We start from the raw sequence: 23,874 nt of genomic DNA, 5'->3' as shown, positions 1-23,874 counted from the left end.
GCCTAGGGTCTTGGAAATGATCTGAAGTCGCTCGACGTTAAAAGCCCGTCCTCCGAATAGCAAATTCCCGCGCGTCATGGGGTCATGAGGCGCGGGAATGACAGAACAGCTGCAAGCTAATCAGCGAGTGCCGTTCCCAACTCGGGCTCAAGGCCCTGGCTCTAACTTGCCGCTTGTGGCTTGCAGCTTGTAACCGCTTATGTCCGGTATTCGGCGTTGATCTTGACGTACTCGTGGGACAGGTCGGTGGTCCAGATGGTCTCGCTGCAGGTGCCGCGACCCAGCTCGATGCGGATGGTGATCTCCTCACGGGCCATCACCGCTGCGCCCTGCTCTTCGGTGTAGGTGGTGGCACGGCAGCCCTTGCTGGCGATGCAGACCTCACCGAGGAATACGTCGATCTTACTCACGTCCAGTTGCGGCACGCCGGCATAACCGACAGCCGCGAGGATGCGTCCCCAGTTCGGGTCGGAGGCGAACAGCGCGGTCTTGATCAGCGGCGAGTGGGCCACGGCATAAGCCACGTCCAGGCATTCCTGATGGGTGCCGCCGCCGTTGACCTGCACGGTGACGAACTTGGTTGCACCTTCGCCGTCACGCACGATGGCCTGCGCCACTTCCATGAACACGTCGAACACCGCCTGCTTGAGCTTGGTGAACAGCTCACCGGAAGCCTCGCTGATCTCCGGCAGCGCGGCCTGGCCGGTGGCGATCAGCATGCAGCAGTCGTTGGTGGAGGTGTCGCCGTCGATGGTGATGCGGTTGAACGACTTGTTCGCCGCGTCGCGCACCAGATCCTGCAGCACGCCTTGGGCAACCTTGGCGTCGGTAGCGATGTAGCCGAGCATGGTGGCCATGTTCGGACGGATCATACCGGCGCCCTTGGAGATGCCGGTGACGGTGATGGTCACGCCATCGTGCTGGAATTGACGGCTGGCACCCTTGGGCAGGGTGTCGGTGGTCATGATGCCGGTGGCGGCGGCTTCCCAGTTGTCGACCTTGAGGTCATCCAGCGCGGCCTGCAGCGCGGATTCGATCTTCTCCACCGGCAGCGGCTCGCCGATCACACCGGTGGAGAATGGCAGCACGGCGCCTTCGGTAACGCCGGTCAATTCGGCCAGACGCGCACAGGCGCGGCGCGCACGGGCCAGGCCGTCCGCACCGGTACCGGCGTTGGCATTGCCGGTATTGGTCAGCAGGTAACGCACCTCGCCACCCAGACGCTCACGGGTGATCAACACGGGCGCAGCGCAGAACGCATTGGTGGTGGTCACCCCGGCGATACGCGAGCCCTCGGCGCAGCGCATCACCACCACATCCTTGCGCCCGGGGCGCTTGATGCCGGCCGAGGCGATGCCCAACTCGAAACCAGGAACCGGGTGCAGGGTAGACAGCGGGCCAAGACCAACAGCCATAAGGTGAGCTCCTTGTGAGACATTACCGACCGCCAGGCGGTCTGAAAGATGTTAAAACGCCGCGAGCGGCAGAGCCGTCGCGGCGTCATCGGGGCGGCAACAGCATAGCCGAAGCCCCTTCTACTGCAAGCGCCTTGGCGGCGCTCACCTGCCGTGATCAGCCGATCTGACCGTGGCAGTGCTTGTACTTCTTGCCCGAGCCACAAGAGCACGGCTCGTTGCGCCCTACCTTCGGCTCGGCGCGCACCGGCGCGGCAGCCACGGCGACATCGCCCTCTTCGCCTTCATTCTCTTCAGCCGCCAGCGCCGAGGCATCGGCGTGCTGGAACTGCATACGCTCGGCCATGGCTTCGGCCTCGCGACGCAGACGGGCTTCTTCCTCGGCCGGATCTTCGCGACGCACCTGAACGTGGCTGAGCACGCGGATGGCATCGCGCTTGATCGATTCCAGCAGTTCCTGGAACAGGGCGAAGGACTCGCGCTTGTATTCCTGCTTGGGGTTCTTCTGCGCGTAGCCACGCAGATGGATACCGTGGCGCAGGTGGTCCATGGTCGACAGGTGGTCTTTCCACAGGTCGTCCAGTACGCGCAGCAGAATCTGCTTCTCGAAGGTGCGCAGGGCCTCGGCGCTGGCCTGAGTTTCCTTCTCGTTGTACGCCGCCAGCAGCTCGGCGAGGATGCGCTCGCGCAGGGTTTCCTCGTACAGCTTGTGGTCTTCGTCCAGCCACTGCTGGATCGGCAGCTTGATGCCGAAGTCGCTCTGCAGGGTGGACTCAAGGCCGGCGACGTCCCACTGCTCCGGCATCGACTGCGGCGGAATGTGGTTGTTGACCGCGGCGGTCAGCACTTCCTCGCGGAACTCGGCGATGGTGTCACCGACGTTATCGGCAGCCAGCAGGCTGTTGCGCATGTGATAGATCACCTTGCGCTGCTCGTTGGCCACGTCGTCGAATTCGAGCAGTTGCTTGCGCATGTCGAAGTTGCGGCCTTCGACCTTGCGCTGGGCCTTCTCGATGGCATTGGTGACCATGCGGTGCTCGATGGCCTCACCGGACTGCATGCCCAGGGCCTTCATGAAGTTCTTCACCCGATCCGAGGCGAAGATACGCATCAGGTTGTCTTCCAGCGACAGGTAGAAGCGGCTCGAACCCGGGTCGCCCTGTCGACCGGCACGGCCACGCAGCTGGTTGTCGATACGGCGCGATTCGTGACGCTCGGATGCGATCACGTGCAGGCCGCCAGCCTCGATCACCTGCTGGTGACGCTTCTGCCACTCGGCCTTGGTCTGCGCGATCTGCTCGTCGGTGGGGTTCTCCAGGGCAGCGACTTCCACTTCCCAGTTGCCACCTAGGAGGATGTCGGTACCCCGACCGGCCATGTTGGTGGCGATGGTCAGCGCACCCGGACGGCCGGCCTGGGCGATGATCTCCGCTTCCTTGTCGTGGAACTTGGCGTTAAGCACCTTGTGCTCGATACCTTCCTTGTTCAGCAGCAGGCTGACGTATTCGGAGGTCTCGATGGTCGCGGTACCGACCAGGATCGGCCGGCCCTGAGCCTGGCAGTCCTTGATGTCGGCGATGATCGCCTGGTACTTCTCTTCCTGGGTCAGGTAGACCAGGTCGTTGAAGTCCTTGCGCGCGATCGCCTTGTTGGTCGGGATCACCATCACGTCCAGACCGTAGATCTGGCGGAATTCGAACGCCTCGGTATCGGCGGTACCGGTCATACCGGACAGCTTGTTGTAGAGACGGAAGTAGTTCTGGAAGGTGGTCGAGGCCAGCGTCTGGCTCTCGGCCTGGATGTTCACCCCCTCCTTGGCTTCGATGGCCTGGTGCAGGCCCTCGGAGAGGCGGCGACCCGGCATGGTACGGCCGGTGTGTTCGTCGATCAGGATCACCTGGCCGTTCTGCACGATGTATTCGACATTGCGATTGAACAGCTTGTGCGCACGCAGGCCGGCGTAGACGTGTGTAAGCAGGCCGAGGTTGTGCGCAGAGTAGAGGCTTTCGCCCTCGGCCAGCAGGCCGGCTGCGGTGAGCATCTCCTCGACGTACTGGTGGCCGGCCTCGTTGAGTTCGACCTGGCGCGATTTCTCGTCGACCTTGTAATGGCCCTCCTGAGTCACCACGCCCTCTTCTTCCTCGATGTGTTGCTTGAGGCGCGGGATCAGCTTGTTGATCTCGATGTACAGCTTGGAGCTGTCTTCGGCCTGACCGGAGATGATCAGCGGGGTACGGGCTTCGTCGATGAGGATGGAGTCGACTTCGTCGATCACGGCGAAATTCAACTCGCGCTGGAATTTGTCTTCCAGGCTGAAGGCCATGTTGTCGCGCAGGTAGTCGAAACCGAATTCGTTGTTGGTGCCGTAGGTGATGTCGGCAGCGTAGGCGGCGCGCTTCTCTTCCGGCGGCTGGAAGGGGGTGACGATGCCCACGGACAGGCCGAGGAATTCGTACAGCGGACGCATCCAGTTGGCGTCGCGGCGGGCCAGGTATTCGTTGACCGTGACCACGTGCACGCCCTTGCCGGACAGTGCGTTGAGGTAGACCGCCAGGGTACCTACGAGGGTCTTGCCCTCACCGGTACGCATCTCGGCGATCTTGCCTTCATGCAGGGTCATACCGCCGATCAGCTGCACATCGAAGTGGCGCATGCCCATGACCCGCTTGCCGGCCTCACGGGCCACGGCGAAGGCTTCGGGGAGCAGTTTGTCGAGGGTTTCGCCTTTGGCCAGACGGCCCTTGAACTCTTCGGTCTTGCCACGCAGCTGCTCGTCCGAGAGGGCGATCATCTGCTCTTCGAGGACATTGACGGACTGCACCGCCTTGAGCATGCGTTTGACTTCACGCTCATTCTTGCTTCCGAAAAGTTTTTTAAACAGAGGCGCAAACATATCGACAGGATCTTCCGGCGAATGGATGGAGGTCGGCGCAAATCGCGACCTGGCAGCCTGCATGGCTGCGGGCGAAGGGGGCATTCTACCCGGAAAACCCGGTGAGGAAAGTGACGTTGTCAGCCCATTGCTGCCGCGTGATGGCGCAGGCCACGCATCCCCAGCGAACCGGGGGCGCGGCGCGAAACGTTATATGAGGGTCGCATGCTGGCAATTCAAGGGCAGCGCAAAAGCGGCATGCTCACTCGACGCTGCTGGCACGCGCGATGTACAGCGCAGGGTTGACCTGACGGCCATCCTTGCTGACCTCGAAATGCACGTGATAACCGGTGGAGCGCCCCGTGCGACCGACCTTGGCGATGGTCTGACCGCGCTGCACCAGATCACCGATCTGCACGGTGTTGCTCTGGTTGTGCGCATAGAGCGTGACGTAGCCATCGGCGTGGCTGATTTCCACGGTATTGCCGTAACCGCTCTTCTTGCCCGAGAAGGTCACCACCCCCGCCGCCACGGAAACCACATCGCTACCGGGCTTGGCGGCGAAATCCATGCCCTTGTGCATGCTCGAACGGCCGGTCAGCGGATGCACGCGCCGGCCGAAAGGTGACGACACATAACCTTGCAAAACCGGACGTCCGGACAGTGTTTCAGCTTCGTTCAGGCGACGTTCGCCAAGCAGTTGCTCCAGCACTTCCAGCTGCTGTTCGCGGCTTTCGACACGCAGGGCGAGCTCATCCAGCGCGTTCATGAAAGGTGGCGGCGTGTACGCCGAAGCGCCCAGGGCATCTTCCGCACCGCCCTGGCCAACGCTCAGGGAAAAGTCGAACTCGCCGGCATCCAGCTCTGCCAGCTCGGTGAGGCGTTCGCCCAAGGCATCGAGCCGGGTCAGGCGCGCCTGCAGTTCGGCGACGTGCACGGCGAACGCATCGAGCTGACGCTGGGCGTCCTGACGTACCGCACCGACCTGCTCGCGCTGCTGGTCGAGCGCGTCTGCCAGCGAGGTGTCGACCACAGGTTCGGCTGTCAGCCACTTGGCGCCCAGCGCGGCACCAGCGCCCAGGCTCATGACCAGCGATAGGACGGCCGACAGCAGCAACCAGCGCAGGTTTAGATGGATCGTTCGCGCTGAACCGTGACGGCTGTTGAGCAGAATGATATGCATGGTTTCCCCATTTCGCAGAACACAGGCCGGCAGCACGCTCTGCTACCATGACGGCTCTGCAATCAAAGGCCTCCTGCCATGACGTTTCGTCCCTTGCCGGCTCAGGCACCCGCTAAGCTGTTACGCGAAGCCAAGCCCCTGAAAGCGCTGTTCGGTCAGGCGCAACGCCTTACCCACCTGCAGCGTCTTGTCGAAAGCCAGCTACAACCAGCTGCCCGGGAACACTGTCATGTAGCGTCCTGGCGTGAAGGCTGTCTGCTATTGATCGTGACCGATGGCCACTGGGCAACACGCCTGCGTTATCAGCAAAGAAGGCTGCAACGACAACTGCAGGCACTCGAAGAATTCGCGACCTTAACGAAAATCCTGTTCAAGGTGCAACCTCAAGGCGGGCAGAATCGTGGAACCGGTCGCACCCTGCACTTGTCCAATAGCGCCGCACAAAGCATCCAGGCGACCGCCGAAGGTATCAGCGACCCCAGGCTACGCGCCGCATTGGAGCGCCTGGCCAGTCATACCCAGAAAGGCGAATAACGCCCCGCTCCGTTCGTCGGCAAACTTCCGCTCGCGCCCTACGCCAGGCAAATGGCGCCAGAAATTTCCCTACAATTATTAGGCTTGCCACAAGACTGGCAAATAAATGTGTGCTTTCGGTGTTGGCACTATCCATTGGCGCGTCGCCTGATCTGATGGGTTTCGCCCCTTACGGGCGAGTCACTTTCTCTTGCTTGCCCAAGAGAAAGTAACCAAAGAGAAGGGCACCCCGCCATCCGGCCCCGGCTGCGCCGGGGTTCCCTCGCTCCATCACCGCTCCAGGGGCACGACCGGATGCGACCCACCGACGAAGGGCCATCCCTGGCCCATCACGGCTCTCGCGACATCCATGTCGCTCAACCCCTTCCACGGCGATTCCACTCGGCCTCCTGAAGGGGACTTGTGCGTCGTCTATGAGATCGCGCTTCAAGAGCAAAAGCCAAACGCTCAACGCACGCGGTAATAGTGCTAGTCAGTAAGCGATACGCACACAAGCTTGCCAGTTCGGTGGCAAACGTATCCCTCCGCAAAAAGCGAAGAACCATAAAAAAGGCCACCCGAAGGTGGCCTCAAATAAAGCTGGAAAGAGAGTAGGTTTACACTGCCGCAACCGGGCGCATGTAAGAGATCGGTGCGAGCTTGGCGTCCTCGAAGGTCACCATTTCCCAGGCATCGGTCTGCTCGATCAGGGTGCGCAGCAAACGATTGTTCAGTGCGTGACCGGACTTGAAGCCCTTGAACTCGCCGATCAGGCTGTTACCCAGCAGGTACAGGTCACCGATGGCATCGAGAATCTTGTGTTTGACGAATTCGTCCTCGTAACGCAGGCCGTCCTCGTTGAGCACGCGATACTCGTCGACCACGATGGCGTTTTCCACACTGCCACCGAGCGCCAGGTTCTGCGAACGCAGGAACTCGATGTCACGCATGAAGCCGAAGGTGCGGGCCCGGCTGACTTCCTTGACGAAAGACGTGCTGGAGAAATCCACACTGGCACTCTGCGTACGGTTGCGGAACACAGGGTGATCGAAGTCGATCTCGAAGCTCACCTTGAACCCGTCGAAAGGTACGAAGGTGGCGCGCTTGTCGCCCTCCTCAACGGTTACCTCACGCAGGATGCGGATGAACTTCTTCGGCGCTTCCTGCTCCTGCAGGCCGGCGGATTGAATCAGGAATACGAAGGGACCGGCGCTGCCATCCATGATCGGTACTTCGGACGCGGAGAGCTCGACGTAGGCGTTATCGATGCCCAGGCCTGCCATGGCCGAAAGCAGATGCTCTACCGTGTCCACCTTGACATCACCATTGATCAACGTGGTCGACATGGTGGTTTCACCGACATTCCCGGCCAATGCGCGGATTTCCACGATCGGGTCGAGATCGGTGCGACGAAACACGATACCGGTGTCCACCGGAGCCGGCTTCAGGGTCAGGTAAACCTTTTCCCCCGAATGCAGGCCAACGCCGGTGGCACGGATGATGTTCTTCAGGGTGCGTTGTCTGATCATGGCTTGGCCGCTATATCGCTAGTTGCGAACTGTTTTCAACAATGGTCGGGAATGATAGCAGAACCGACCTTTGCTGAACACCAATCACCCATATACTCCTGATAAATTTCATCAATCAGCCTGGCGACGCAGGAAAGCCGGAATATCCAGGTAATCCAGATCGTCCTGGGTATTGAGCTTGGCTGCAGTGGCCGCGCCGCTGTGGCTCTGACGCTGCACGGTCGGACGCTCGTAGTCCTTGTAGTTGACCGTCTGCTCGCTGCGCGGCTGCGCGACGGGCTGCTGGGCAACCGGCTGGCTGACGGCGACCTGCACGGTGTTGTCGACCACCTTGACCGGTTTTTCCATGCGCGCACCAAGGCCGGTGGCAACCACGGTAACGTGCAGCTCATCGCGCATGTCGGCGTCGATCACGGTGCCGACCTTGACGGTGGCCTGCTCGGACGCGAACTGCTCGATGATGCTACCCACGTCGGAGTACTCGCCCAGGGACAGGTCCGGACCGGCAGTGATATTGACCAGGATGCCGCGAGCGCCCTGCAGGTTGACGTCTTCCAGCAGCGGGTTGCGGATGGCCGCCTCGGTGGCTTCACGCGCACGGTTCGGACCGCTGGCGCAGCCGGTGCCCATCATCGCCATGCCCATTTCGCTCATCACGGTCTTCACGTCGGCGAAGTCGACGTTGATCATGCCCGGACGCTTGATGATGTCGGAGATACCGCGCACGGCACCGGCCAGCACGTCGTCAGCCTTGGCGAAGGCGGACAGCAGGCTGGCGTCCTTGCCGAGGATGGTCAGCAGTTTCTCGTTGGGGATGGTGATCAGCGAGTCGACGCTCTCGGCCAGCGCACGGATGCCTTCATCGGCGATGACCATGCGCTTCTTGCCTTCGAACGGGAACGGACGGGTAACCACGGCCACGGTCAGAATGCCCAGCTCCTTGGCCACTTCGGCGATGACCGGCGCGGCGCCGGTACCGGTACCACCACCCATGCCGGTGGTGATGAACACCATGTCGGTGCCGGAAAGCACTTCGGCGATGCGCTCGCGATCTTCCAGCGCGGCCTGACGACCGACTTCCGGATTGGCGCCAGCACCCAGGCCCTTGGTCACACCCGGGCCGAGCTGCAGCACGGTGCGCGCACCGATGTTCTTCAGCGCCTGCGCATCGGTGTTGGCGCAGATGAACTCGACGCCCTCGATGTTGCTGACAGCCATGTGATTGACCGCGTTACCGCCGCCACCACCGACACCGATGACCTTGATCACCGCGCTTTGTGGAATGTTGTCTACTAGTTCGAACATGATCCCTCTCCTTCCTTTCTAGTTGTGTAACGCCTACTGCAAAATTTAGAAATTGCCTTGCACCCAACGCTTGATGCGCTCGAGTACCGGGGTTTTGCTCTCGTCCTGATAAGGACTACCCACCGACATGGAAATGCCGTCGTTCTGCTTCTGCAGCCCGTACATCAGCAAGCCCACACCGGTGGAATAAATCGGGTTGCGCACGACATCGGCCATGCCCTTGACGCTGTGCGGCACGCCAAGGCGCACCGGCATGTGGAAGATTTCCTCGGCCAGCTCCACCGCGCCTTCCATCTTCGCCGTACCGCCAGTCATAACGATGCCGGCGGGAATCAGGTCTTCGTAGCCACTGCGACGCAGCTCGGCCTGAACCAGAGTGAACAGCTCGTCGTAACGCGGCTCGACAACTTCAGCCAGGGACTGACGCGACAGGTCTCGCGGCGGACGATCACCAACGCTCGGCACCTTGATGGTTTCGCCGGCACCGGCCAGCTTGGCCAGCGCGCAGGCGTAGCGAATCTTGATCTCCTCGGCGTACTGGGTCGGCGTACGCAAAGCCATGGCGATGTCGTTGGTCACCTGGTCACCGGCAATCGGGATGACTGCGGTGTGGCGAATCGCGCCTTCGGTGAAGATGGCGATATCGGTGGTGCCACCGCCGATGTCCACCAGGCACACGCCCAGCTCCTTCTCGTCCTCGGTCAGCACCGAATAAGCGGATGCAAGCTGCTCGAGGATGATGTCGTCGACTTCCAGGCCACAGCGGCGCACGCACTTCTCGATGTTCTGCGCGGCGTTCACGGCGCAGGTGACCACGTGCACCTTGGCTTCCAAGCGCACGCCGGACATGCCCAGCGGCTCGCGCACGCCTTCTTGGTTGTCGATCACGTAGTCCTGCGCCAGGGTGTGCAATACCCGCTGGTCCGCCGGGATGGCCACGGCCTGTGCAGCGTCGAGCACGCGCTCGATATCGGCCGGGCTCACTTCCCGATCGCGGATGGCGACGATGCCGTGGCTGTTGAGGCTGCGGATATGATTGCCGGCCACGCCGACGAACGCCGAATGGATGCGGCAACCGGCCATCAGCTGCGCCTCTTCCACGGCGCGCTGAATCGAGGCCACGGTGGACTCGATATTGACCACCACGCCCTTCTTCAGCCCGCGCGACGGATGGGTGCCGATGCCGACGATTTCCAGCTGGCCGTCGGCCGTCACCTCGCCCACCAGCGCCACCACCTTGGAGGTGCCGATGTCCAGGCCAACGATCATCTTGCCGCTCTGCGCGCTACTCATTTAGTCCTGCCTCTTCTCAATTCACTTTCTGCTCGGCCGCAGCCGGCTCCACCGGCTCACGCCAGGCCACGGCCAGACCGTTGGCATAACGCAGGTCGATGCGCGCGATGTTCGCGCTCTGTTCCTTCAGCTCCCGCTCGTAGATGGCGGCGAACCGACGCATTTTTTCCACCACGTGATCACGCCCCAGCAGGATGTCGATACGCTGACCGCTGGCGTTCTCGGTGGCCGAGAGGAACCAGCTGCCGCGCTCACGCAGTTGCAGCCCGACCACGGTGAAGCCCATCGGCCGCAGCAGTTGGCTGAGCATCTGATACTGCTGCATCACCTTCGGTTGCGCCCGCTTGGGGCCGGACAGCTGTGGCAGGTGCTGGTAGTTGTCCAGCTCCTGCGGCGCGAACGCCTGGCCCTGGTTGTTGAGCAGCGCCTCGTCACCCCAACGAGCGATGGGCAGTTGTTCTTCCAGGCGCACGTCGATCTGATCCGGCCAGACGCGACGCACTTCGGCGTGGGCTATCCAGGGCATGCGCTCCAGTTCCTCGCGCATGCCGCGCAGGTCGGCGCTGAAGAAGCTCGCCTCGATGAACGGCGCGATCCTCCGCTGTACCGCCTGCTGGCTGACGTAAGCCAGATCACCCTGCACGCTGATGCGCGCGATCGGGCGGTCAGCGTAAGGCAGCAGACGCTGCGCACCTTCGTAGGCGCCAAAGCCCAAGCCGACCAGCAGCAGCGGCCAGAGCACACGCCCGACCCAGGAGAAATCCGGTTTGGGCATGCGCAGGCGCATCGGCTCCTTGGCCACCAGACGGCTGGCGCCACGCGGCGCGGGCTTACCGCGCAGCGGAGCCCTCAGCGTGTCCTGGTGACGCAAAGCCACTGTCATGACTTAACCCCTCGCCTCGACGCTGTCGGCCAGAATCGCCAGCACCAGTTGCTGGAAATCCAGACCAGCAGCGCGTGCGGCCATCGGCACCAGACTGTGATCGGTCATGCCCGGTACGGTGTTCACTTCCAGCAACCAGAACTGGCCGCTGGCGTCCTGCATCACGTCGGCGCGCGCCCAGCCCTGAGTGCCCACGGCCTCGCAGGCGCGTGCGGTCAGCGCCTTAAGCTCGGTTTCCTTCTCGGCGGACAGGCCACAAGGAATGCGGTACTGGGTGTCATCGGCCAGGTACTTGGCGTCGTAGTCGTAGAAGGTGTGCGGAGTGCCGAGACCAATGGGCGGCAGCACTTCACCACGCAACACGGCGATGGTGTACTCGGGGCCGGCGATCCACTGTTCGACCAGCACCTGGCTGTCATAGCGGGCGGCGTCCTGCCAGGCAGCGATCAACGCCTCCAGGCTTTCCACCTTGGCCATGCCGATGCTCGAGCCCTCATGGGCCGGTTTGACGATCAGCGGGAAGCCCAGCTCTGCCGCGGCGGCTTCGCAATCGGCCTGCGAGGTCAGCACGGCGTGACGCGGCGTCGGCAGGCCGAGGCTGTGCCAGACCTGCTTGGTGCGCAGCTTATCCATGGCCAGCGCCGAAGCGAGGATGCCGCTACCGGTGTAGGGAATGCCGGCGCATTCGAGCAGGCCCTGCATGGAGCCGTCCTCACCACCGCGACCGTGCAGCACGATGAACGCACGGTCGATCTTCTCGCTGTTCAGGCGAGCCAGGAAATCATCACCCACATCGATGCCGAAGGCGTCCACGCCAGCCGTCTGCAGGGCGCTGAGCACCGCATTACCGGATTTCAGCGACACCTCGCGCTCGGCGCTCTTACCGCCGAAAAGCACGGCGACGCGGCCGAACGCCTTGGGATCGAGGGTACTGTGCAAACTCATTTCGACTCCCCCACGAACAGTGGGTGCTTGATCAATTGCGACGCCACCGCGCCGATATCGCCAGCGCCCTGGCACAACAGGATGTCGCCGGCGCGCAGCAGCGGTCTGAGCAGCGGCGCCACGTCGGCGCCACGCTCGACGTAGATCGGGTCGAGCTTGCCGCGCTGACGAATGCTGTGGCACAGCTGACGGCTGTCGGCGCCCGGAATCGGCTCCTCGCCGGCCGGGTACACCTCAACCAGCAACAGCACGTTGGACTCACCGAGCACCTGCACGAAGTCGTCGTACAGATCGCGGGTGCGGCTGTAACGGTGCGGCTGGTAGACCATAACCAGGCGACGCTCCGGCCAACCGCCGCGTACGGCCTTGATCACCGCAGCCACTTCACGCGGGTGATGACCGTAGTCGTCCACCAGCATCACGTTGCCGCCATCCACTGGCAGTTCGCCGTAGACCTGGAAGCGCCGGCCGACGCCCTGGAAGTCCGCCAGACCGCTGACGATGGCGGCATCATCGATGCCTTCGTCGCTGGCGATGGCGATGGTCGCCAGTGCATTGAGCACGTTGTGATTGCCCGGCATGTTCACCGACACGTCGAGCGGCTCGCAGTCCGGGCGCAGCACGGTGAAATAGGTGCGCATGCCTTGCTGGCGTACGTTGATCGCACGAATATCAGCATCTTCGGAGAAGCCATAGGTCACGGTCGGGCGACCGACCTGCGGCAGCAGCTCGCGCACCACCGGGTCGTCCACGCAGAGCACGGCCAGGCCGTAGAACGGCAGGTTGTGCAGGAACTCGACGAAGGTCTTCTTCAGCCTGTTGAAGTCGCCGCCATAGGTGCTCATGTGGTCGGCGTCGATGTTGGTGACCACCGAAACCATCGGCTGCAGATGCAGGAAACTGGCGTCGCTCTCGTCCGCTTCGGCGATCAGGAAGCGGCTGGAGCCGAGCTGGGCATTGGTGCCGGCGGCGTTCAGGCGGCCACCGATGACGAAGGTCGGATCCAGGCCGCCAGCAGCGAACACCGAGGCCAGCAGGCTGGTGGTGGTCGTCTTGCCATGGGTGCCGGCCACCGCGATACCGTGGCGGTAGCGCATCAGTTCGGCGAGCATCTCGGCGCGCGGCACCACGGGAATACGGCGCTCCAGTGCGGTGGCGACCTCCGGGTTGCTGGTGTTGACGGCGCTGGAGACCACCAGCACGTCAGCCTGCTCGGCATTCTCTGCACGATGCCCGATGAAAATGGTCGCGCCGAAATTTTCCAGGCGCTCGGTCACGGCCGAGGCCTTGAGGTCCGAGCCGGACACTTCGTAACCCAGATTGAGCAGCACCTCGGCGATACCGCACATGCCCACACCGCCGATACCGACGAAGTGGATGCGACGGATACGACGCATGCGCCGCACTTCAGCCTTGACCGCAGCAGGCGACTTAGCCACGCATCACCTCCTGGCAGATGTCGACCACCGTGCGGGTTGCATCGGGCTTGGCCAGGCGACGCGCAGTGGCGCCCATGACATTGAGTTTTTCCAGGTGCATCAGAACCTCGGTGAGCTGCGCGGCAAGCGTGTCCGCGTCAGTGGCATGTTGCGCAAGAAGGACAGCTGCGCCCTCCTTCGCCAGGTATTCGGCATTGCGGGACTGGTGGTCGTCGATGGCGTGCGGCAGCGGCACCAGAAACGACGGCAGACCTGCGGCGGCCAGCTCGCTGACGGTCAGTGCGCCAGCGCGGCAAACCACCAGATCGGCCCAACCGTAGGCGCGAGCCATGTCCTTGATGAAGGGCGCGACCTCGGCTTCGACCGCAGCATCGCGATAACGCTCCGCAGTGATCTCGGCATGTTGCTTACCGGCCTGGTGGAACACCTGCGGACGAACGTCAGCGGCAATTTTCCCCAGCGCAGCCGGCAACAATTTGTTCAGTGGCTCGGCCCCCAGGCTACCGCCGAGGACCAGCAATTTCGGCTTGCGACCGACCAGCGGCTCGCGCGGCGTTTCCAGAAACAGCTCTTCACGCACCGGATTACCGGTGGTGCGCCGCTTGTCGGATGCGCCGAAGGTATTCGGGAAGGCTTCGCAGATGCGCGTGGCGATACGCGACAGCAGGCGGTTGGCGGTACCGGCCACGGCGTTCTGCTCGTGGATCACCAGCGGTACGCCAGCCATGCGCGCAGCCAGGCCGCCCGGGCCCGTGACGTAACCGCCCATGCCCAGCACGCACACCGGCTGCAGCTCGCGCACGATTCGGCGCGCCTGCAGCAGTGAGCGCAGCAACTGGAACGGCGCCTTGAGCAGGGACAGCTTGCTCTTGCCACGCAGACCGCTGACGTTGATCAGGTGCAGCGGCAAGCCAGCTTGCGGCACCAGTTCGTTCTCGATACCACGCGGCGTACCCAGCCAGTGCACGCTGTAGCCGCGGGTCTGGAACTCACGCGCGCAGGCCAGCGCCGGGAACACGTGGCCGCCGGTGCCGCCAGCCATGATCAGGACATTACCGCGCATGGGCGACCTCCTTGTTCGGCTCGGCGAAATCCTCTTCGCTGAACTCGATATCCTCGTTGCCCAATACGTTGCGCCGTTCCCATTCGATACGCAGCAGGATCGCCAGGCTGACGCAGCAGATCACCAGCGACGAGCCGCCGTAGCTTAGGAACGGCAGGGTCAGGCCCTTGGTCGGCAGCAGACCGGTGTTCACCCCGATATTGATCAGGAACTGGCCGATCCACAGGAAGGACAGGCCATAGGCCACATAGGCGGAGAAGAACTGCTTGGCCTTCTCCGCCCACAAACCGATATACAGGCCGCGCACGCAGACGAAGACGAACAGTGCCAGGGTCGCCAGCGCGCCGACAAAACCCAGCTCCTCGGCCAGTACCGAGAAGACGAAGTCGGTATGCGCTTCCGGCAGGTAGAACTGCTTCTGGATGCTGTTGCCCAGGCCCACACCGAACCACTCACCGCGACCGAAAGCGATCAGTGCCTGGGTCAGCTGATAGCCCGAGCCATACTGGTCAGCCCAGGGGTCGGTAAAGGTGATCAGACGCTGCAGGCGATATTCCTGGGTCTGCACCAGGACGAATACCGCGCCGACCGCCAGAGCCACCATCAGGCCGAAGCGCAGCATGCCGACGCCGCCGAGAAACAGCATGGCCATGGCCGAACCCATCATTACCACGGTGGCGCCGAAGTCCGGCTCCAGCAGCAGCAGGCCGGCCATCGGCAGCAGCACCACGAACGGCTTGAAGAAGCCCATCCAGCTCTCGCGCACTTCTTCCTGGCGTCGCACCAGATAGCCGGCCAGGTAAACCACCACGAAGACCTTGGCGATTTCCGATGGCTGCACGTTGAAGGCGCCGAAGCCAATCCAGCGCCGCGCACCGTTGACCTCTCGGCCGATTCCGGGGATCAGCACCAACACCAGCAAACCGAACGCGGCCAGCAGCAGCATCCAGCCATAGCGCTGCCAGAAGCTCATCGGAATCATCAGCACGATGCCGGCTGCGCCGAGACCGATGACCAGATAAACCAGATGGCGAATCATGTGATACAGCGGGTTGCCGGACAGCGCCGCCGCCACTTCCGACGAAGCCGAGGTGATCATCACCAGGCCCAGGCCGAGCAGGCCGAGGCAGCCAGCCAGCATCGGGAAGTCGACATCGAAGCCGCGTCCCAGCAGCGGCGAGGGGCGAACGCGCAGGAAGGCCAGCATCAGGACAGCCCTCCCACGGCCTGGGCGAACAGGCGTCCGCGCTCTTCGAAGTTCTTGAACATGTCCAGGCTGGCGCAAGCTGGCGACAACAGCACGGCATCGCCAGCCTCGGCCAGTTCGCTGCAGCGCTGCACGGCTTCATCGAGTGTTGCCACCCGCACCAGCGGCGCAGCATCGCCCAATGCCCCGGCCAGGCGCTCGGCATCACGCCCCAGCAGCACAACGGCGCGGCAGAAGCGCGCAACCGGCGCCTTCAGTGCGGAGAAATCTGCACCCTTGCCGTCGCCACCTGCGATCAGCACCAGCTTGCCGGCGATATCCGCGCCGAGGCCTTCGATGGCCGCCAGTGCAGCACCGACATTGGTGGCCTTGGAGTCGTCGTAGTAGTTCACCCCGGCGCGCTCACCGACCCATTGGCAGCGATGCGGCAAACCGGCGAACTGACGCAGGGTGGCAAGCATGGCCTCCATCGGCAGACCAACGGCGTGACCAAGCGCCAGGGCTGCCAGCGCGTTAGACTGGTTGTGTGCTCCGCGAATCTTCAATTCGCTCACCGGCAGCAGCGCCTCGAAACGAAACGCCAGGCACTTTTCGCCGCTCTCTTCGAGCAGGCCGAAGCGCTTGAAGTCGGGTTTGCCCAGGCCGAATTCCCAGCTGGTCACCTGGTCGGCGATCAGCGGACGCGACAGCGCGTCGTCACGGTTGATCACCACCTGACGAGCGCCACGGAAGATCCGGTGCTTGGCCAGGTGATAAGCCGGCAGGCCGCTGTAGCGGTCCATGTGGTCTTCGCTGATGTTCAGGCAGGTGGCTACTTCGGCGTTGAGCTGATCGGTGGTTTCCAGCTGGAAGCTGGACAGCTCCAGCACGTACAGCTCGACGTCGTCGGCCAGCAGGTCCAGCGCCGGCGTGCCGAGGTTGCCGCCTACGGCCACGCGCTTACCGGCGGCAGCCGCCATTTCGCCCACCAGGGTGGTGACGGTGCTCTTGGCGTTGGAGCCGGTGATGGCGATGATCGGCGCCTTGGCATGGCGGGCGAACAGATCGATGTCGCCGGACAGTTTCACCCCACGCACAGCGGCTTCGGCCAATGCCGGCGTGGCCACGGCCAGGCCCGGGCTCACGTACAGCTCCGAGGCGCGGCAGAGGAAATCCACGTCCAGCTCACCGCAACGTACTTCCACCTGCGGGTAATCGCGCTTGAGCGTTTCCAGCTCCGGCGGGTTCGCGCGCGTGTCGGCCACGGCAAAGCGCACGCCCTGCTGCGCCAGGAAGCGCACCAGGGACATGCCGCTCTTGCCGAGGCCGACAACGATGCGGAACTGGTCGGAAGCGATCAACGACACGCTCAATTACCTCAGTTTCAGGGTGGCAAGGCCGATCAGCACGAGAATCACGGTGATGATCCAGAAACGGACGATCACGCGCGGCTCAGGCCAGCCTTTGAGTTCGAAATGGTGATGGATCGGCGCCATGCGGAACACGCGCTTGCCGGTCAACTTGAAGCTGGCGACCTGAATGATCACCGACAGGGTTTCCATGACGAAAACGCCGCCCATGATGAACAGCACCACTTCCTGGCGCACGATCACGGCGATGGTGCCCAGCGCGGCGCCGAGGGCCAGCGCACCAACGTCGCCCATGAAGACCTGCGCCGGATAGGTGTTGAACCACAGAAAGCCCAGGCCGGCGCCAACCAGCGCGGCGCAGAACACGATCAGCTCACCGGCACCCGGCACGTAGGGGATCAGCAGGTACTCGGAGAAATTCACGTTGCCCGACAGGTAGCAGAAGATACCCAGGGCGCCGCCAACCATCACGGTGGGCAGAATGGCCAGGCCATCGAGGCCGTCGGTAAGGTTCACCGCGTTGCTCGAGCCAACGATGACGAAGTAGGTCAGCACCACGAAACCGATGCCCAGCGGAATGCTGACGTCTTTCAGCAGCGGCAGGATCAGCGTGGTTTCTACCGGATTCTGCGCGGTCATATAAAGGAAGAAGGCAGCGCCCAGGCCGAACACCGACTGCCAGAAGTACTTCCAGCGACTCGGCAAGCCGCGCGAATTCTTCTCGATCACCTTGCGGTAGTCATCGACCCAGCCGATGGCGCCGAACGCCAGGGTAACGGCGAGCACCACCCACACGTAGCGGTTGGACAGGTCGGCCCAGAGCAGGGTGCTGACGGCGATGGCGGTGAGGATCAGCGCGCCGCCCATGGTCGGCGTGCCTTTCTTCGACAGGTGCGATTGCGGGCCGTCGTTGCGCACGGCCTGGCCGATCTGACGCACCTGCAGGGTGCGGATCATCCACGGACCGAGCCACAGCGACAGCGCCAAGGCGGTAAGCACGCCAAGGATGCCGCGCAGGGTCAGGTACTGAAAGACCGCGAAGCCCTTGTAAAACTGTTGCAGGTACTCTGCCAGCAGCAGCAGCATTTAGTGACTCTCCCCAGATACAGATATGCCACACAGCGCCGCCACGACCTTGTCCATGGCTGCGCTGCGTGAACCCTTGATTAGTAGTGTGCTGCCGGCCTGCTCGGCGTGAAGCGCTTCGATCAGCTCGGCTTGTTCGACGAAGTGGCGGCCTTTTGAGCCGAACTCCTCGACAGCAAAACGCATCAGCGGGCCGACGGCATACAGCGCATCGATCTTGCCCGCGGCATGGCGGCCGACATCGCGATGACCCTGTTCGGCCCATTCGCCCAGCTCGCCCATGTCTCCCAGCACCAGGACGGTGCGACCGGAGAAGCCGGCGAGTATATCCACCGCCGCGCACATAGACACGGGGTTGGCGTTGTAACTGTCATCGATAACCCGAACGCCGTTCGGCGCCAGCTGCGCTACGGCGCGGCCCTTGACCGGCTGCAGATTTTCCAGCCCCTGAACCATGGCGACCAACGGCATGCCAAGGGCATGAGCCGCGGCGCAGGCAGCCAGTGCATTGGCCACGTTGTGCTCGCCCAGCAGGTTGAGTTGAATACGCGCGCTGCCAAGCGGGCTGCGCAGAGTGAAGCCCTGACAACCACGCTCGTCGCGTGCCAGATCGCTGCCGTGAAAGTCGGCGCGAGTGTCACGCAAGGCAAAACTCAGCACCTTGCGTCCTGCAGCGCGGCGCTGCCAGGTGATAAAGGCCTTGTCATCCAGGTTGAGCACGGCCACGCCATCGTTCGGCAGGCCCTCGAGAATCTCGCCCTTGGCCTCGACGATCTTTTCCGGACCGCCGAACTCGCCGACATGGGCATTGCCGGCATTGGTGATGATCGCCACCTGCGGCCGGGTCAGGCTGACGGTGTAGGCGATCTCGCCGACATGGTTGGCGCCGAGTTCGATCACGCCGGCGCGATGCTCCGGTGCCAACTCCAACAGGGTCAGCGGTGCGCCAAGATCGTTGTTGAGGTTGCCACGGGTGGCCAGCACCGCGCCGTTCAGGCCGGCGCGCAGAATGGACGCGAGCATCTCCTTGACGCTGGTCTTGCCACTGGAGCCGGTAACAGCCGCCAGCGGGCCGGTGAAGGCCTGGCGATTCAGCGCGCCCAGCTGACCAAGCGCCATGCGGGTATCTGCCACCAGCAACTGCGGCAGCGGTGCTCCCTCCACTTCACGCTCGACCAGTGCAGCAACTGCGCCCTTTGCGGCGACTTCGGCCAGGTAGTCGTGGCCGTCGAAACGCGGCCCGGTCAGCGCCACGAACAACTGGCCAGCGGTGATGGTGCGGCTGTCGGTGCCCACGGCGGAAAACGCGACATCGGCGCCAATCACGCTCGCATTCAGGTCCGCGGCGACTTCGCTAAGCAGCCAGGGCTTAAGCATGAGCCGCCTCCCAGGCCGCCAGGGCCTTGTTCGCTTCGATCAGGTCGGAGAACGGCTGACGCACACCCATGATTTCCTGGTAATCCTCGTGACCCTTGCCTGCCAGCAACAGCACGTCGGCAGCCTCGGCCTGGGCGATCAGACGCGCAATGGCATCGCCACGACCGTGAATGAACTGCACCTGCTCCGGTGCTGCGAAGCCCGCGCGGATATCGGCAACGATCTGCGCCGGCTCTTCGGTACGCGGGTTGTCATCAGTCACCCACACCACATCGGCCAGGCGCTCGGCAACAGCGGCCATCAACGGACGCTTGCCACTATCGCGATCGCCGCCACAGCCGAACAGACAAACCAGACGCCCTTCCACATGCGGGCGCATGGCTTCGAGGACTTTCTCCAGAGCATCGGGGGTGTGTGCGTAATCGACCACTACCAGCGGCTTGTCACCGCCACCGAGGCGCTGCATGCGGCCAGCCGGGCCCTGCAACTGCGGCAGAACCTTGAGAATCTCGTCGAGTGCGTAGTCCAGCCCGAGCAGCGCACCGACCACGGCCAGCAGATTACTCAGGTTGAAACGGCCGAGCAGATTGCTGCGCAGCACGCCCTCGCCACGCGGCGTCACCAGCCGCGCGCGCACGCCGTGATCATCGAAGTGCGCTTCGCTGCAATAAAGGAAGGCGCCAGCATCGTTCAGGCTGTAGCCGATCAGGCGCGACTCGTGCGTTTGCGCCGCCAGCTCACGGCCGAAGGCGTCATCGAGGTTGATCACCCGGCAACGCAGATTTGGCCAGGCGAACAGCTTGGCCTTGGCTGCGCCATAAGCCTCCATGCTGCCGTGGTAATCGAGGTGATCACGCGACAGGTTGGTGAACACCGCAACGTCGAACTCCAGTGCGGCGACACGGCCCTGGTCCAGACCATGGGAAGACACTTCCATGGCCACGGCGCGAGCACCGGCTTGCTTGAGCGACGCGAGAGTGGCCTGCGTGCCGACCGGATCGGGCGTTGTGTGCTTGCCCTGCTCCAGCGCGCCATGGAAACCATTGCCCAAAGTACCAACGATGCCGCAGGGTTGGCCGAGTAGATCCAGCGCCTGCGCCAGCAACTGGCTGACACTGGTCTTGCCGTTGGTCCCGGTAATGCCGACCAGATACAGGGCACGGCTCGGCTCACCGTAGAAGCGCCCGGCGATGGCCGAAAGCTGTTTGGCGAGGCCTTTTACCGGGATCAGCACGGTGCTATCGGCGTGCAGGGCCGGGGCGCCTTCTGCCTCAAAGGCGACGGCGGCTGCGCCACGGGCGATGGCATCGGCGATATGCACGCGACCATCCTGCTGGGTACCCGGCACGGCCAGGAACAGATCACCCGGACGCACCTTGCGGCTATCCAGAGTCAGTTCACGAATAAGCACGCCGCTATCAGCAGATGGCAGCAATTGATTGAGTGGCATGGGCATCAGTTACGCCCTCCCTGGCCAGCGGCCGCCATCTTCTGCTCGGGGGACGGCAGGTTGTCCGGCGCAATATTCATCAAACGCAGCGAGCCAGCCATCACCCGGCTGAACACCGGTGCAGAGATCAGGCCGCCGTAATAGGCGCCCTTGCCGGGCTCGTCGATCACCACGACCAGCGCAATGCGCGGGTCCTGTGCCGGGGCGAAGCCCGCGAACAGGGAGCGATAGGAGTTGGTCTGGTAGCCCTTGGCCCCGGCGTTGGTCTTGCGCGCCGTGCCGCTCTTGCCAGCGACGTGGTAGCCCGGCACCTGAGCGCGGAACACACCGCGCGGCGCCTCGACCACCTGCTGCAACATGCCCTGCAGGGTCTTGGCCACCTCAGGCGGCACGACCTGCAACGCGCTCGGCTTGCTGTCCACACGAATCATCGACAGCGGCGTCATGCCGCCACCGTTGGCCAGTGCTGCATAGGCATGCGCCAGCTGCACGGCGGTCACCGACAGGCCATAGCCGTAGGACAACGTGGCCGTTTCCGCCTGACGCCACTGACGGTGATTGGGTAGATTGCCGACCCGCTCACCCGGGAAACCCAGGCCGGTGTCTCGGCCGAAGCCGAGGTTGCTCAGTACGTGATGGATGTTCTCTCCGCCTACGTCGAAGGCGATCTTGCTCATGCCGACGTTACTGGAGTTGATCAGGATGCCGGTCAGATCCAGCGCCGGACCTTGAGTACGGGAAACGTCGCGAATGCTGTAGCGACCGATCTGCAGGGTGCCATTGCCGACCTGGACGATATCGCTGGGCTTCCAGCGGCCGGACTCCAGGGCAGCGGCCATCGACAGCGGCTTGATGGTAGAGCCGGGTTCGAACACGTCGATCATGGCGCGGTTGCGCATGGCGGCCGGTGTCAGGCTGCGGCGGTTGTTCGGGTTGTAGGTCGGATGGTTGACCATCGCCAGCACTTCGCCAGTTTTCACGTCGACCATCACCAGGCTGCCGGCCTTGGCATCGTTTTCCAGCAGCGCATTGCGCAGCTCGCGATGGGCGAGGTACTGCAGGCGCAGGTCGATGGACAACGCCAGGGCCTTGCCAGCCTTGGCGTTCTGCGCGACCTGTACATCCTTGATCAGCTTGCCGCGACGGTCCTTGAGCACCTGGCGCTTGCCCGGCACACCGGCCAGCCAGTCTTCGTAGGCCAGCTCCATACCCTCGCGACCACGATCGTCGATGTCGGTGAAGCCGACGACATGTGCGGCAACTTCGCCTGCAGGGTAGAAACGGCGGAATTCTTCGATGGCATAGACGCCCGGCACTTTCAGGTCCAGCACGCGCTGACCGTTCTCCGGGGTCAGGCCGCGCACCAGGTACATGAACTCGCGTTCCTTGTTCTGCTCCAGGCGCGCGGCGAAGTTGGCCGGGTCCTGACCCAGGGCCGCAGCCAGCGCAGGCCACTGCTCACGACCGACCTGAAGCTCCTTGCCATTTGCCCACAAGGTGGTCACCGGCGTACTGACCGCCAGCGGCTCCCCGTTGCGGTCGGTGATCAGGCCGCGGTGGGCAGGAATCGGGATATGCCGAACACTACGGGCATCGCCATGAGCCTTGAGGAAATCATGGTCGAGCACCTGCAGATCGAGCATGCGCCAGGCGATGGCACCGACCATCAGTGCCAGCAGCACCAGCACCAGGCGGAAACGCCAGGGATAGAGTGCGCCTTCGAGACCGATCATGGACGCACCATGCGCACGGCGGCAGGGTCGGGAATGTGCATTTTCAGCTGTTCGCTGGCCAAAGCCTCGATGCGATTGTGCGCAGTCCAGGTGCTTTGCTCGAGAATCAGCCGGCCCCACTCGGCCTGGGTTTTGTCGCGCACGCTCAGCTCGCCATACAGCTCGTTGAGCAATACGCGATTCCAGTGCGCGCTGTAGGCCACGGCCACGGCAGAAACCAGAATGGCGACGAACAACAGCAGCATCAGAAAGCTGCCATTGGGCATGGATTTGATCAGCCGGCGGCTCACCGCAACTTCTCCGCGATGCGCATCACCGCGCTGCGCGAGCGCGGGTTGGCCTTGAGTTCGGCTTCGGCGGCATAGACCGGCTTGCCGATCAGCTTCAGACGCGGCTCGAAGGCTTTCGGGATGATCGGCAGGTCGCGCGGCAGTTTGTCCGCTTCGCCCTTGGCCTGGCGTTTCATGAACTGCTTGACGATACGGTCTTCCAGCGAATGGAAGCTGATCACCACCAGACGGCCGCCCACCTCCAGCGTTTCCAGCGCAGCCTCGAGCCCGCGCTCGAGATCGCCGAGCTCGTTGTTGACGTGAATGCGGATACCCTGAAAAGCGCGAGTCGCCGGGTTCTTGCCCTTTTCCCAGGCGGGATTGGCATCGGTCAGGACTTTCGCCAAATCAGCGGTGCGGGTGAACGGCTGCTCGGCACGGCGCTGCACCACAGCGCGCGCCATGCGCTTGGCAAAACGCTCCTCGCCGTAGTCCTTCATCACGCGGGCGATTTCGTCTTCATCCGCCGTGGCGATCCAGTCAGCGGCACTCACGCCGGCATCCGGATTCATGCGCATGTCCAGCGGGCCGTCATTGAGAAAGCTGAAGCCGCGTTCCGGGTCATCCAGTTGCGGCGAGGACACACCGAGGTCCAGAAGGATGCCGGAGACCTGACCGCGAAGATCGCGGACAACAGCTTCGTCGCCGAGTTCCGCAAAACTGCGCTGCACAACGACAAAGCGGCCGTCTTCGGCCGCCAATGCTTCCCCGGTGGCTATCGCCAGGGGATCCTTGTCGAACCCCAGTAGCCGCCCTCCCGGCCCGAGCTTCTGCAGGATCAGCCGGCTATGCCCCCCTCGTCCGAAGGTGCCATCCATATAGCAACCATCAGCGCGCACGGCGAGCCCCTCGACGGCTTCGTCGAGCAGCACGGTGATATGGCGGAAGTTGCTGTCGGTCATG

General features: G+C 63.3%; 19 protein-coding genes. 1 reads left to right on the top strand and 18 read right to left on the bottom strand.

Features of this window, described 5'->3' with window-relative positions; all coding sequences use genetic code 11:
• Positions 1-197 precede the first annotated feature (197 nt).
• From argJ to P3C50_RS18355, 3 genes are all read right to left on the bottom strand, one after another.
• The gene (gene argJ / locus P3C50_RS18365) at positions 198-1,415 is read right to left on the bottom strand and encodes a bifunctional glutamate N-acetyltransferase/amino-acid acetyltransferase ArgJ (RefSeq protein WP_275547053.1); all 1,218 of its coding nucleotides are present in this window, start codon (positions 1,413-1,415) and stop codon (positions 198-200) included.
• A gap of 157 nt (positions 1,416-1,572) precedes the next feature.
• Complete coding sequence (gene secA, locus P3C50_RS18360; RefSeq protein ID WP_275547052.1) at positions 1,573-4,308, bottom strand: preprotein translocase subunit SecA; 2,736 nt, start codon at positions 4,306-4,308, stop codon at positions 1,573-1,575.
• A gap of 241 nt (positions 4,309-4,549) precedes the next feature.
• The gene (locus tag P3C50_RS18355) at positions 4,550-5,470 is read right to left on the bottom strand and encodes a M23 family metallopeptidase (protein WP_275547051.1); all 921 of its coding nucleotides are present in this window, start codon (positions 5,468-5,470) and stop codon (positions 4,550-4,552) included.
• A 78-nt stretch (positions 5,471-5,548) separates the two neighbouring features.
• On the opposite strand from P3C50_RS18355, the gene P3C50_RS18350 reads away from it, so the two are divergent.
• A complete protein-coding gene (locus P3C50_RS18350) occupies positions 5,549-6,004 on the top strand; it encodes a DUF721 domain-containing protein (RefSeq protein ID WP_041976983.1) in 456 nt (151 codons plus the stop codon).
• 596 nt (positions 6,005-6,600) lie between these two features.
• Here the strand turns inward: P3C50_RS18350 and lpxC are convergent.
• From lpxC to rsmH, 15 genes are all read right to left on the bottom strand, one after another.
• A complete protein-coding gene (gene lpxC / locus P3C50_RS18345; protein WP_024307034.1) occupies positions 6,601-7,512 on the bottom strand; it encodes a UDP-3-O-acyl-N-acetylglucosamine deacetylase in 912 nt (303 codons plus the stop codon).
• 111 nt (positions 7,513-7,623) lie between these two features.
• A complete protein-coding gene (ftsZ, locus tag P3C50_RS18340) occupies positions 7,624-8,817 on the bottom strand; it encodes a cell division protein FtsZ (protein WP_275547050.1) in 1,194 nt (397 codons plus the stop codon).
• 45 nt (positions 8,818-8,862) lie between these two features.
• Positions 8,863-10,110: a cell division protein FtsA gene (ftsA, locus tag P3C50_RS18335; RefSeq protein ID WP_147810556.1), complete on the bottom strand. Its 1,248-nt coding sequence runs from the start codon at positions 10,108-10,110 to the stop codon at positions 8,863-8,865.
• A 16-nt stretch (positions 10,111-10,126) separates the two neighbouring features.
• Positions 10,127-10,993 carry a cell division protein FtsQ/DivIB gene (locus tag P3C50_RS18330; RefSeq protein WP_197857478.1) on the bottom strand — a complete coding sequence of 289 codons (867 nt, stop codon included), beginning with the start codon at positions 10,991-10,993 and terminating at the stop codon, positions 10,127-10,129.
• Between the two features lie 3 nt (positions 10,994-10,996).
• Positions 10,997-11,938 (bottom strand): D-alanine--D-alanine ligase, encoded by a 942-nt coding sequence (locus P3C50_RS18325; RefSeq protein WP_275547049.1) that lies wholly within the window; start codon positions 11,936-11,938, stop codon positions 10,997-10,999.
• The gene (gene murC / locus P3C50_RS18320; RefSeq protein ID WP_275547149.1) at positions 11,935-13,335 is read right to left on the bottom strand and encodes a UDP-N-acetylmuramate--L-alanine ligase; all 1,401 of its coding nucleotides are present in this window, start codon (positions 13,333-13,335) and stop codon (positions 11,935-11,937) included. The genes P3C50_RS18325 and murC overlap by 4 nt, the downstream gene beginning before the upstream one ends.
• 34 nt (positions 13,336-13,369) lie before the next feature.
• The gene (gene murG / locus P3C50_RS18315) at positions 13,370-14,440 is read right to left on the bottom strand and encodes an undecaprenyldiphospho-muramoylpentapeptide beta-N-acetylglucosaminyltransferase (protein WP_041976974.1); all 1,071 of its coding nucleotides are present in this window, start codon (positions 14,438-14,440) and stop codon (positions 13,370-13,372) included.
• A complete protein-coding gene (gene ftsW, locus P3C50_RS18310) occupies positions 14,430-15,647 on the bottom strand; it encodes a putative lipid II flippase FtsW (protein ID WP_275547048.1) in 1,218 nt (405 codons plus the stop codon). The genes murG and ftsW overlap by 11 nt, the downstream gene beginning before the upstream one ends.
• The gene (gene murD, locus P3C50_RS18305; RefSeq protein ID WP_197857486.1) at positions 15,647-16,993 is read right to left on the bottom strand and encodes a UDP-N-acetylmuramoyl-L-alanine--D-glutamate ligase; all 1,347 of its coding nucleotides are present in this window, start codon (positions 16,991-16,993) and stop codon (positions 15,647-15,649) included. Before murD ends, ftsW begins: the two co-directional genes overlap by 1 nt.
• A 6-nt stretch (positions 16,994-16,999) precedes the next feature.
• Entirely contained in the window at positions 17,000-18,082 is a 1,083-nt protein-coding gene (mraY, locus tag P3C50_RS18300) for a phospho-N-acetylmuramoyl-pentapeptide-transferase (protein ID WP_197857487.1), read from the bottom strand.
• Positions 18,083-19,459, bottom strand: a complete 1,377-nt coding sequence (gene murF, locus P3C50_RS18295) for a UDP-N-acetylmuramoyl-tripeptide--D-alanyl-D-alanine ligase (protein WP_275547047.1) — start codon at positions 19,457-19,459, stop codon at positions 18,083-18,085. It lies immediately after the preceding gene.
• Positions 19,452-20,915 carry a UDP-N-acetylmuramoyl-L-alanyl-D-glutamate--2,6-diaminopimelate ligase gene (locus P3C50_RS18290; protein WP_275547046.1) on the bottom strand — a complete coding sequence of 488 codons (1,464 nt, stop codon included), beginning with the start codon at positions 20,913-20,915 and terminating at the stop codon, positions 19,452-19,454. The genes murF and P3C50_RS18290 overlap by 8 nt, the downstream gene beginning before the upstream one ends.
• Positions 20,915-22,642, bottom strand: coding sequence for a peptidoglycan D,D-transpeptidase FtsI family protein (locus tag P3C50_RS18285; RefSeq protein WP_275547045.1), 1,728 nt, complete (start codon positions 22,640-22,642; stop codon positions 20,915-20,917). The genes P3C50_RS18290 and P3C50_RS18285 overlap by 1 nt, the downstream gene beginning before the upstream one ends.
• A complete protein-coding gene (ftsL, locus tag P3C50_RS18280) occupies positions 22,639-22,932 on the bottom strand; it encodes a cell division protein FtsL (protein ID WP_092380077.1) in 294 nt (97 codons plus the stop codon). Before ftsL ends, P3C50_RS18285 begins: the two co-directional genes overlap by 4 nt.
• Positions 22,929-23,873, bottom strand: a complete 945-nt coding sequence (gene rsmH / locus P3C50_RS18275) for a 16S rRNA (cytosine(1402)-N(4))-methyltransferase RsmH (protein WP_092380075.1) — start codon at positions 23,871-23,873, stop codon at positions 22,929-22,931. Before rsmH ends, ftsL begins: the two co-directional genes overlap by 4 nt.
• Between the last annotated feature and the right edge of the window lies 1 nt (position 23,874).

Source organism: Pseudomonas sp. Marseille-Q0931, assembly GCF_940789645.1.
GTDB lineage: Bacteria > Pseudomonadota > Gammaproteobacteria > Pseudomonadales > Pseudomonadaceae > Aquipseudomonas.
Note: the sequence above shows the minus strand (reverse complement) of the source record. Positions and strands in the feature narration are given on the sequence as shown.

Bases quoted from the DNA above. Each gene is read 5' to 3' on its own strand.
- secA (WP_275547052.1), bottom strand. From the start codon at position 4,308: ATGTTTGCGCCTCTGTTTAAAAAACTTTTCGGAAGCAAGAATGAGCGT.
- P3C50_RS18285 (WP_275547045.1), bottom strand. From the start codon at position 22,642: ATGATCGGTCTCGAAGGCGCACTCTATCCCTGGCGTTTCCGCCTGGTG.
- P3C50_RS18325 (WP_275547049.1), bottom strand. From the start codon at position 11,938: ATGAGTTTGCACAGTACCCTCGATCCCAAGGCGTTCGGCCGCGTCGCC.
- ftsW (WP_275547048.1), bottom strand. From the start codon at position 15,647: ATGCTGGCCTTCCTGCGCGTTCGCCCCTCGCCGCTGCTGGGACGCGGC.
- ftsZ (WP_275547050.1), bottom strand. From the start codon at position 8,817: ATGTTCGAACTAGTAGACAACATTCCACAAAGCGCGGTGATCAAGGTC.
- mraY (WP_197857487.1), bottom strand. From the start codon at position 18,082: ATGCTGCTGCTGCTGGCAGAGTACCTGCAACAGTTTTACAAGGGCTTC.
- ftsA (WP_147810556.1), bottom strand. From the start codon at position 10,110: ATGAGTAGCGCGCAGAGCGGCAAGATGATCGTTGGCCTGGACATCGGC.
- argJ (WP_275547053.1), bottom strand. From the start codon at position 1,415: ATGGCTGTTGGTCTTGGCCCGCTGTCTACCCTGCACCCGGTTCCTGGT.
- P3C50_RS18290 (WP_275547046.1), bottom strand. From the start codon at position 20,915: ATGCCCATGCCACTCAATCAATTGCTGCCATCTGCTGATAGCGGCGTG.
- murF (WP_275547047.1), bottom strand. From the start codon at position 19,459: ATGCTTAAGCCCTGGCTGCTTAGCGAAGTCGCCGCGGACCTGAATGCG.
- lpxC (WP_024307034.1), bottom strand. From the start codon at position 7,512: ATGATCAGACAACGCACCCTGAAGAACATCATCCGTGCCACCGGCGTT.
- P3C50_RS18350 (WP_041976983.1), top strand. From the start codon at position 5,549: ATGACGTTTCGTCCCTTGCCGGCTCAGGCACCCGCTAAGCTGTTACGC.
- rsmH (WP_092380075.1), bottom strand. From the start codon at position 23,873: ATGACCGACAGCAACTTCCGCCATATCACCGTGCTGCTCGACGAAGCC.
- murG (WP_041976974.1), bottom strand. From the start codon at position 14,440: ATGCGCGGTAATGTCCTGATCATGGCTGGCGGCACCGGCGGCCACGTG.
- P3C50_RS18355 (WP_275547051.1), bottom strand. From the start codon at position 5,470: ATGCATATCATTCTGCTCAACAGCCGTCACGGTTCAGCGCGAACGATC.
- P3C50_RS18330 (WP_197857478.1), bottom strand. From the start codon at position 10,993: ATGACAGTGGCTTTGCGTCACCAGGACACGCTGAGGGCTCCGCTGCGC.
- murC (WP_275547149.1), bottom strand. From the start codon at position 13,335: ATGCGTCGTATCCGTCGCATCCACTTCGTCGGTATCGGCGGTGTGGGC.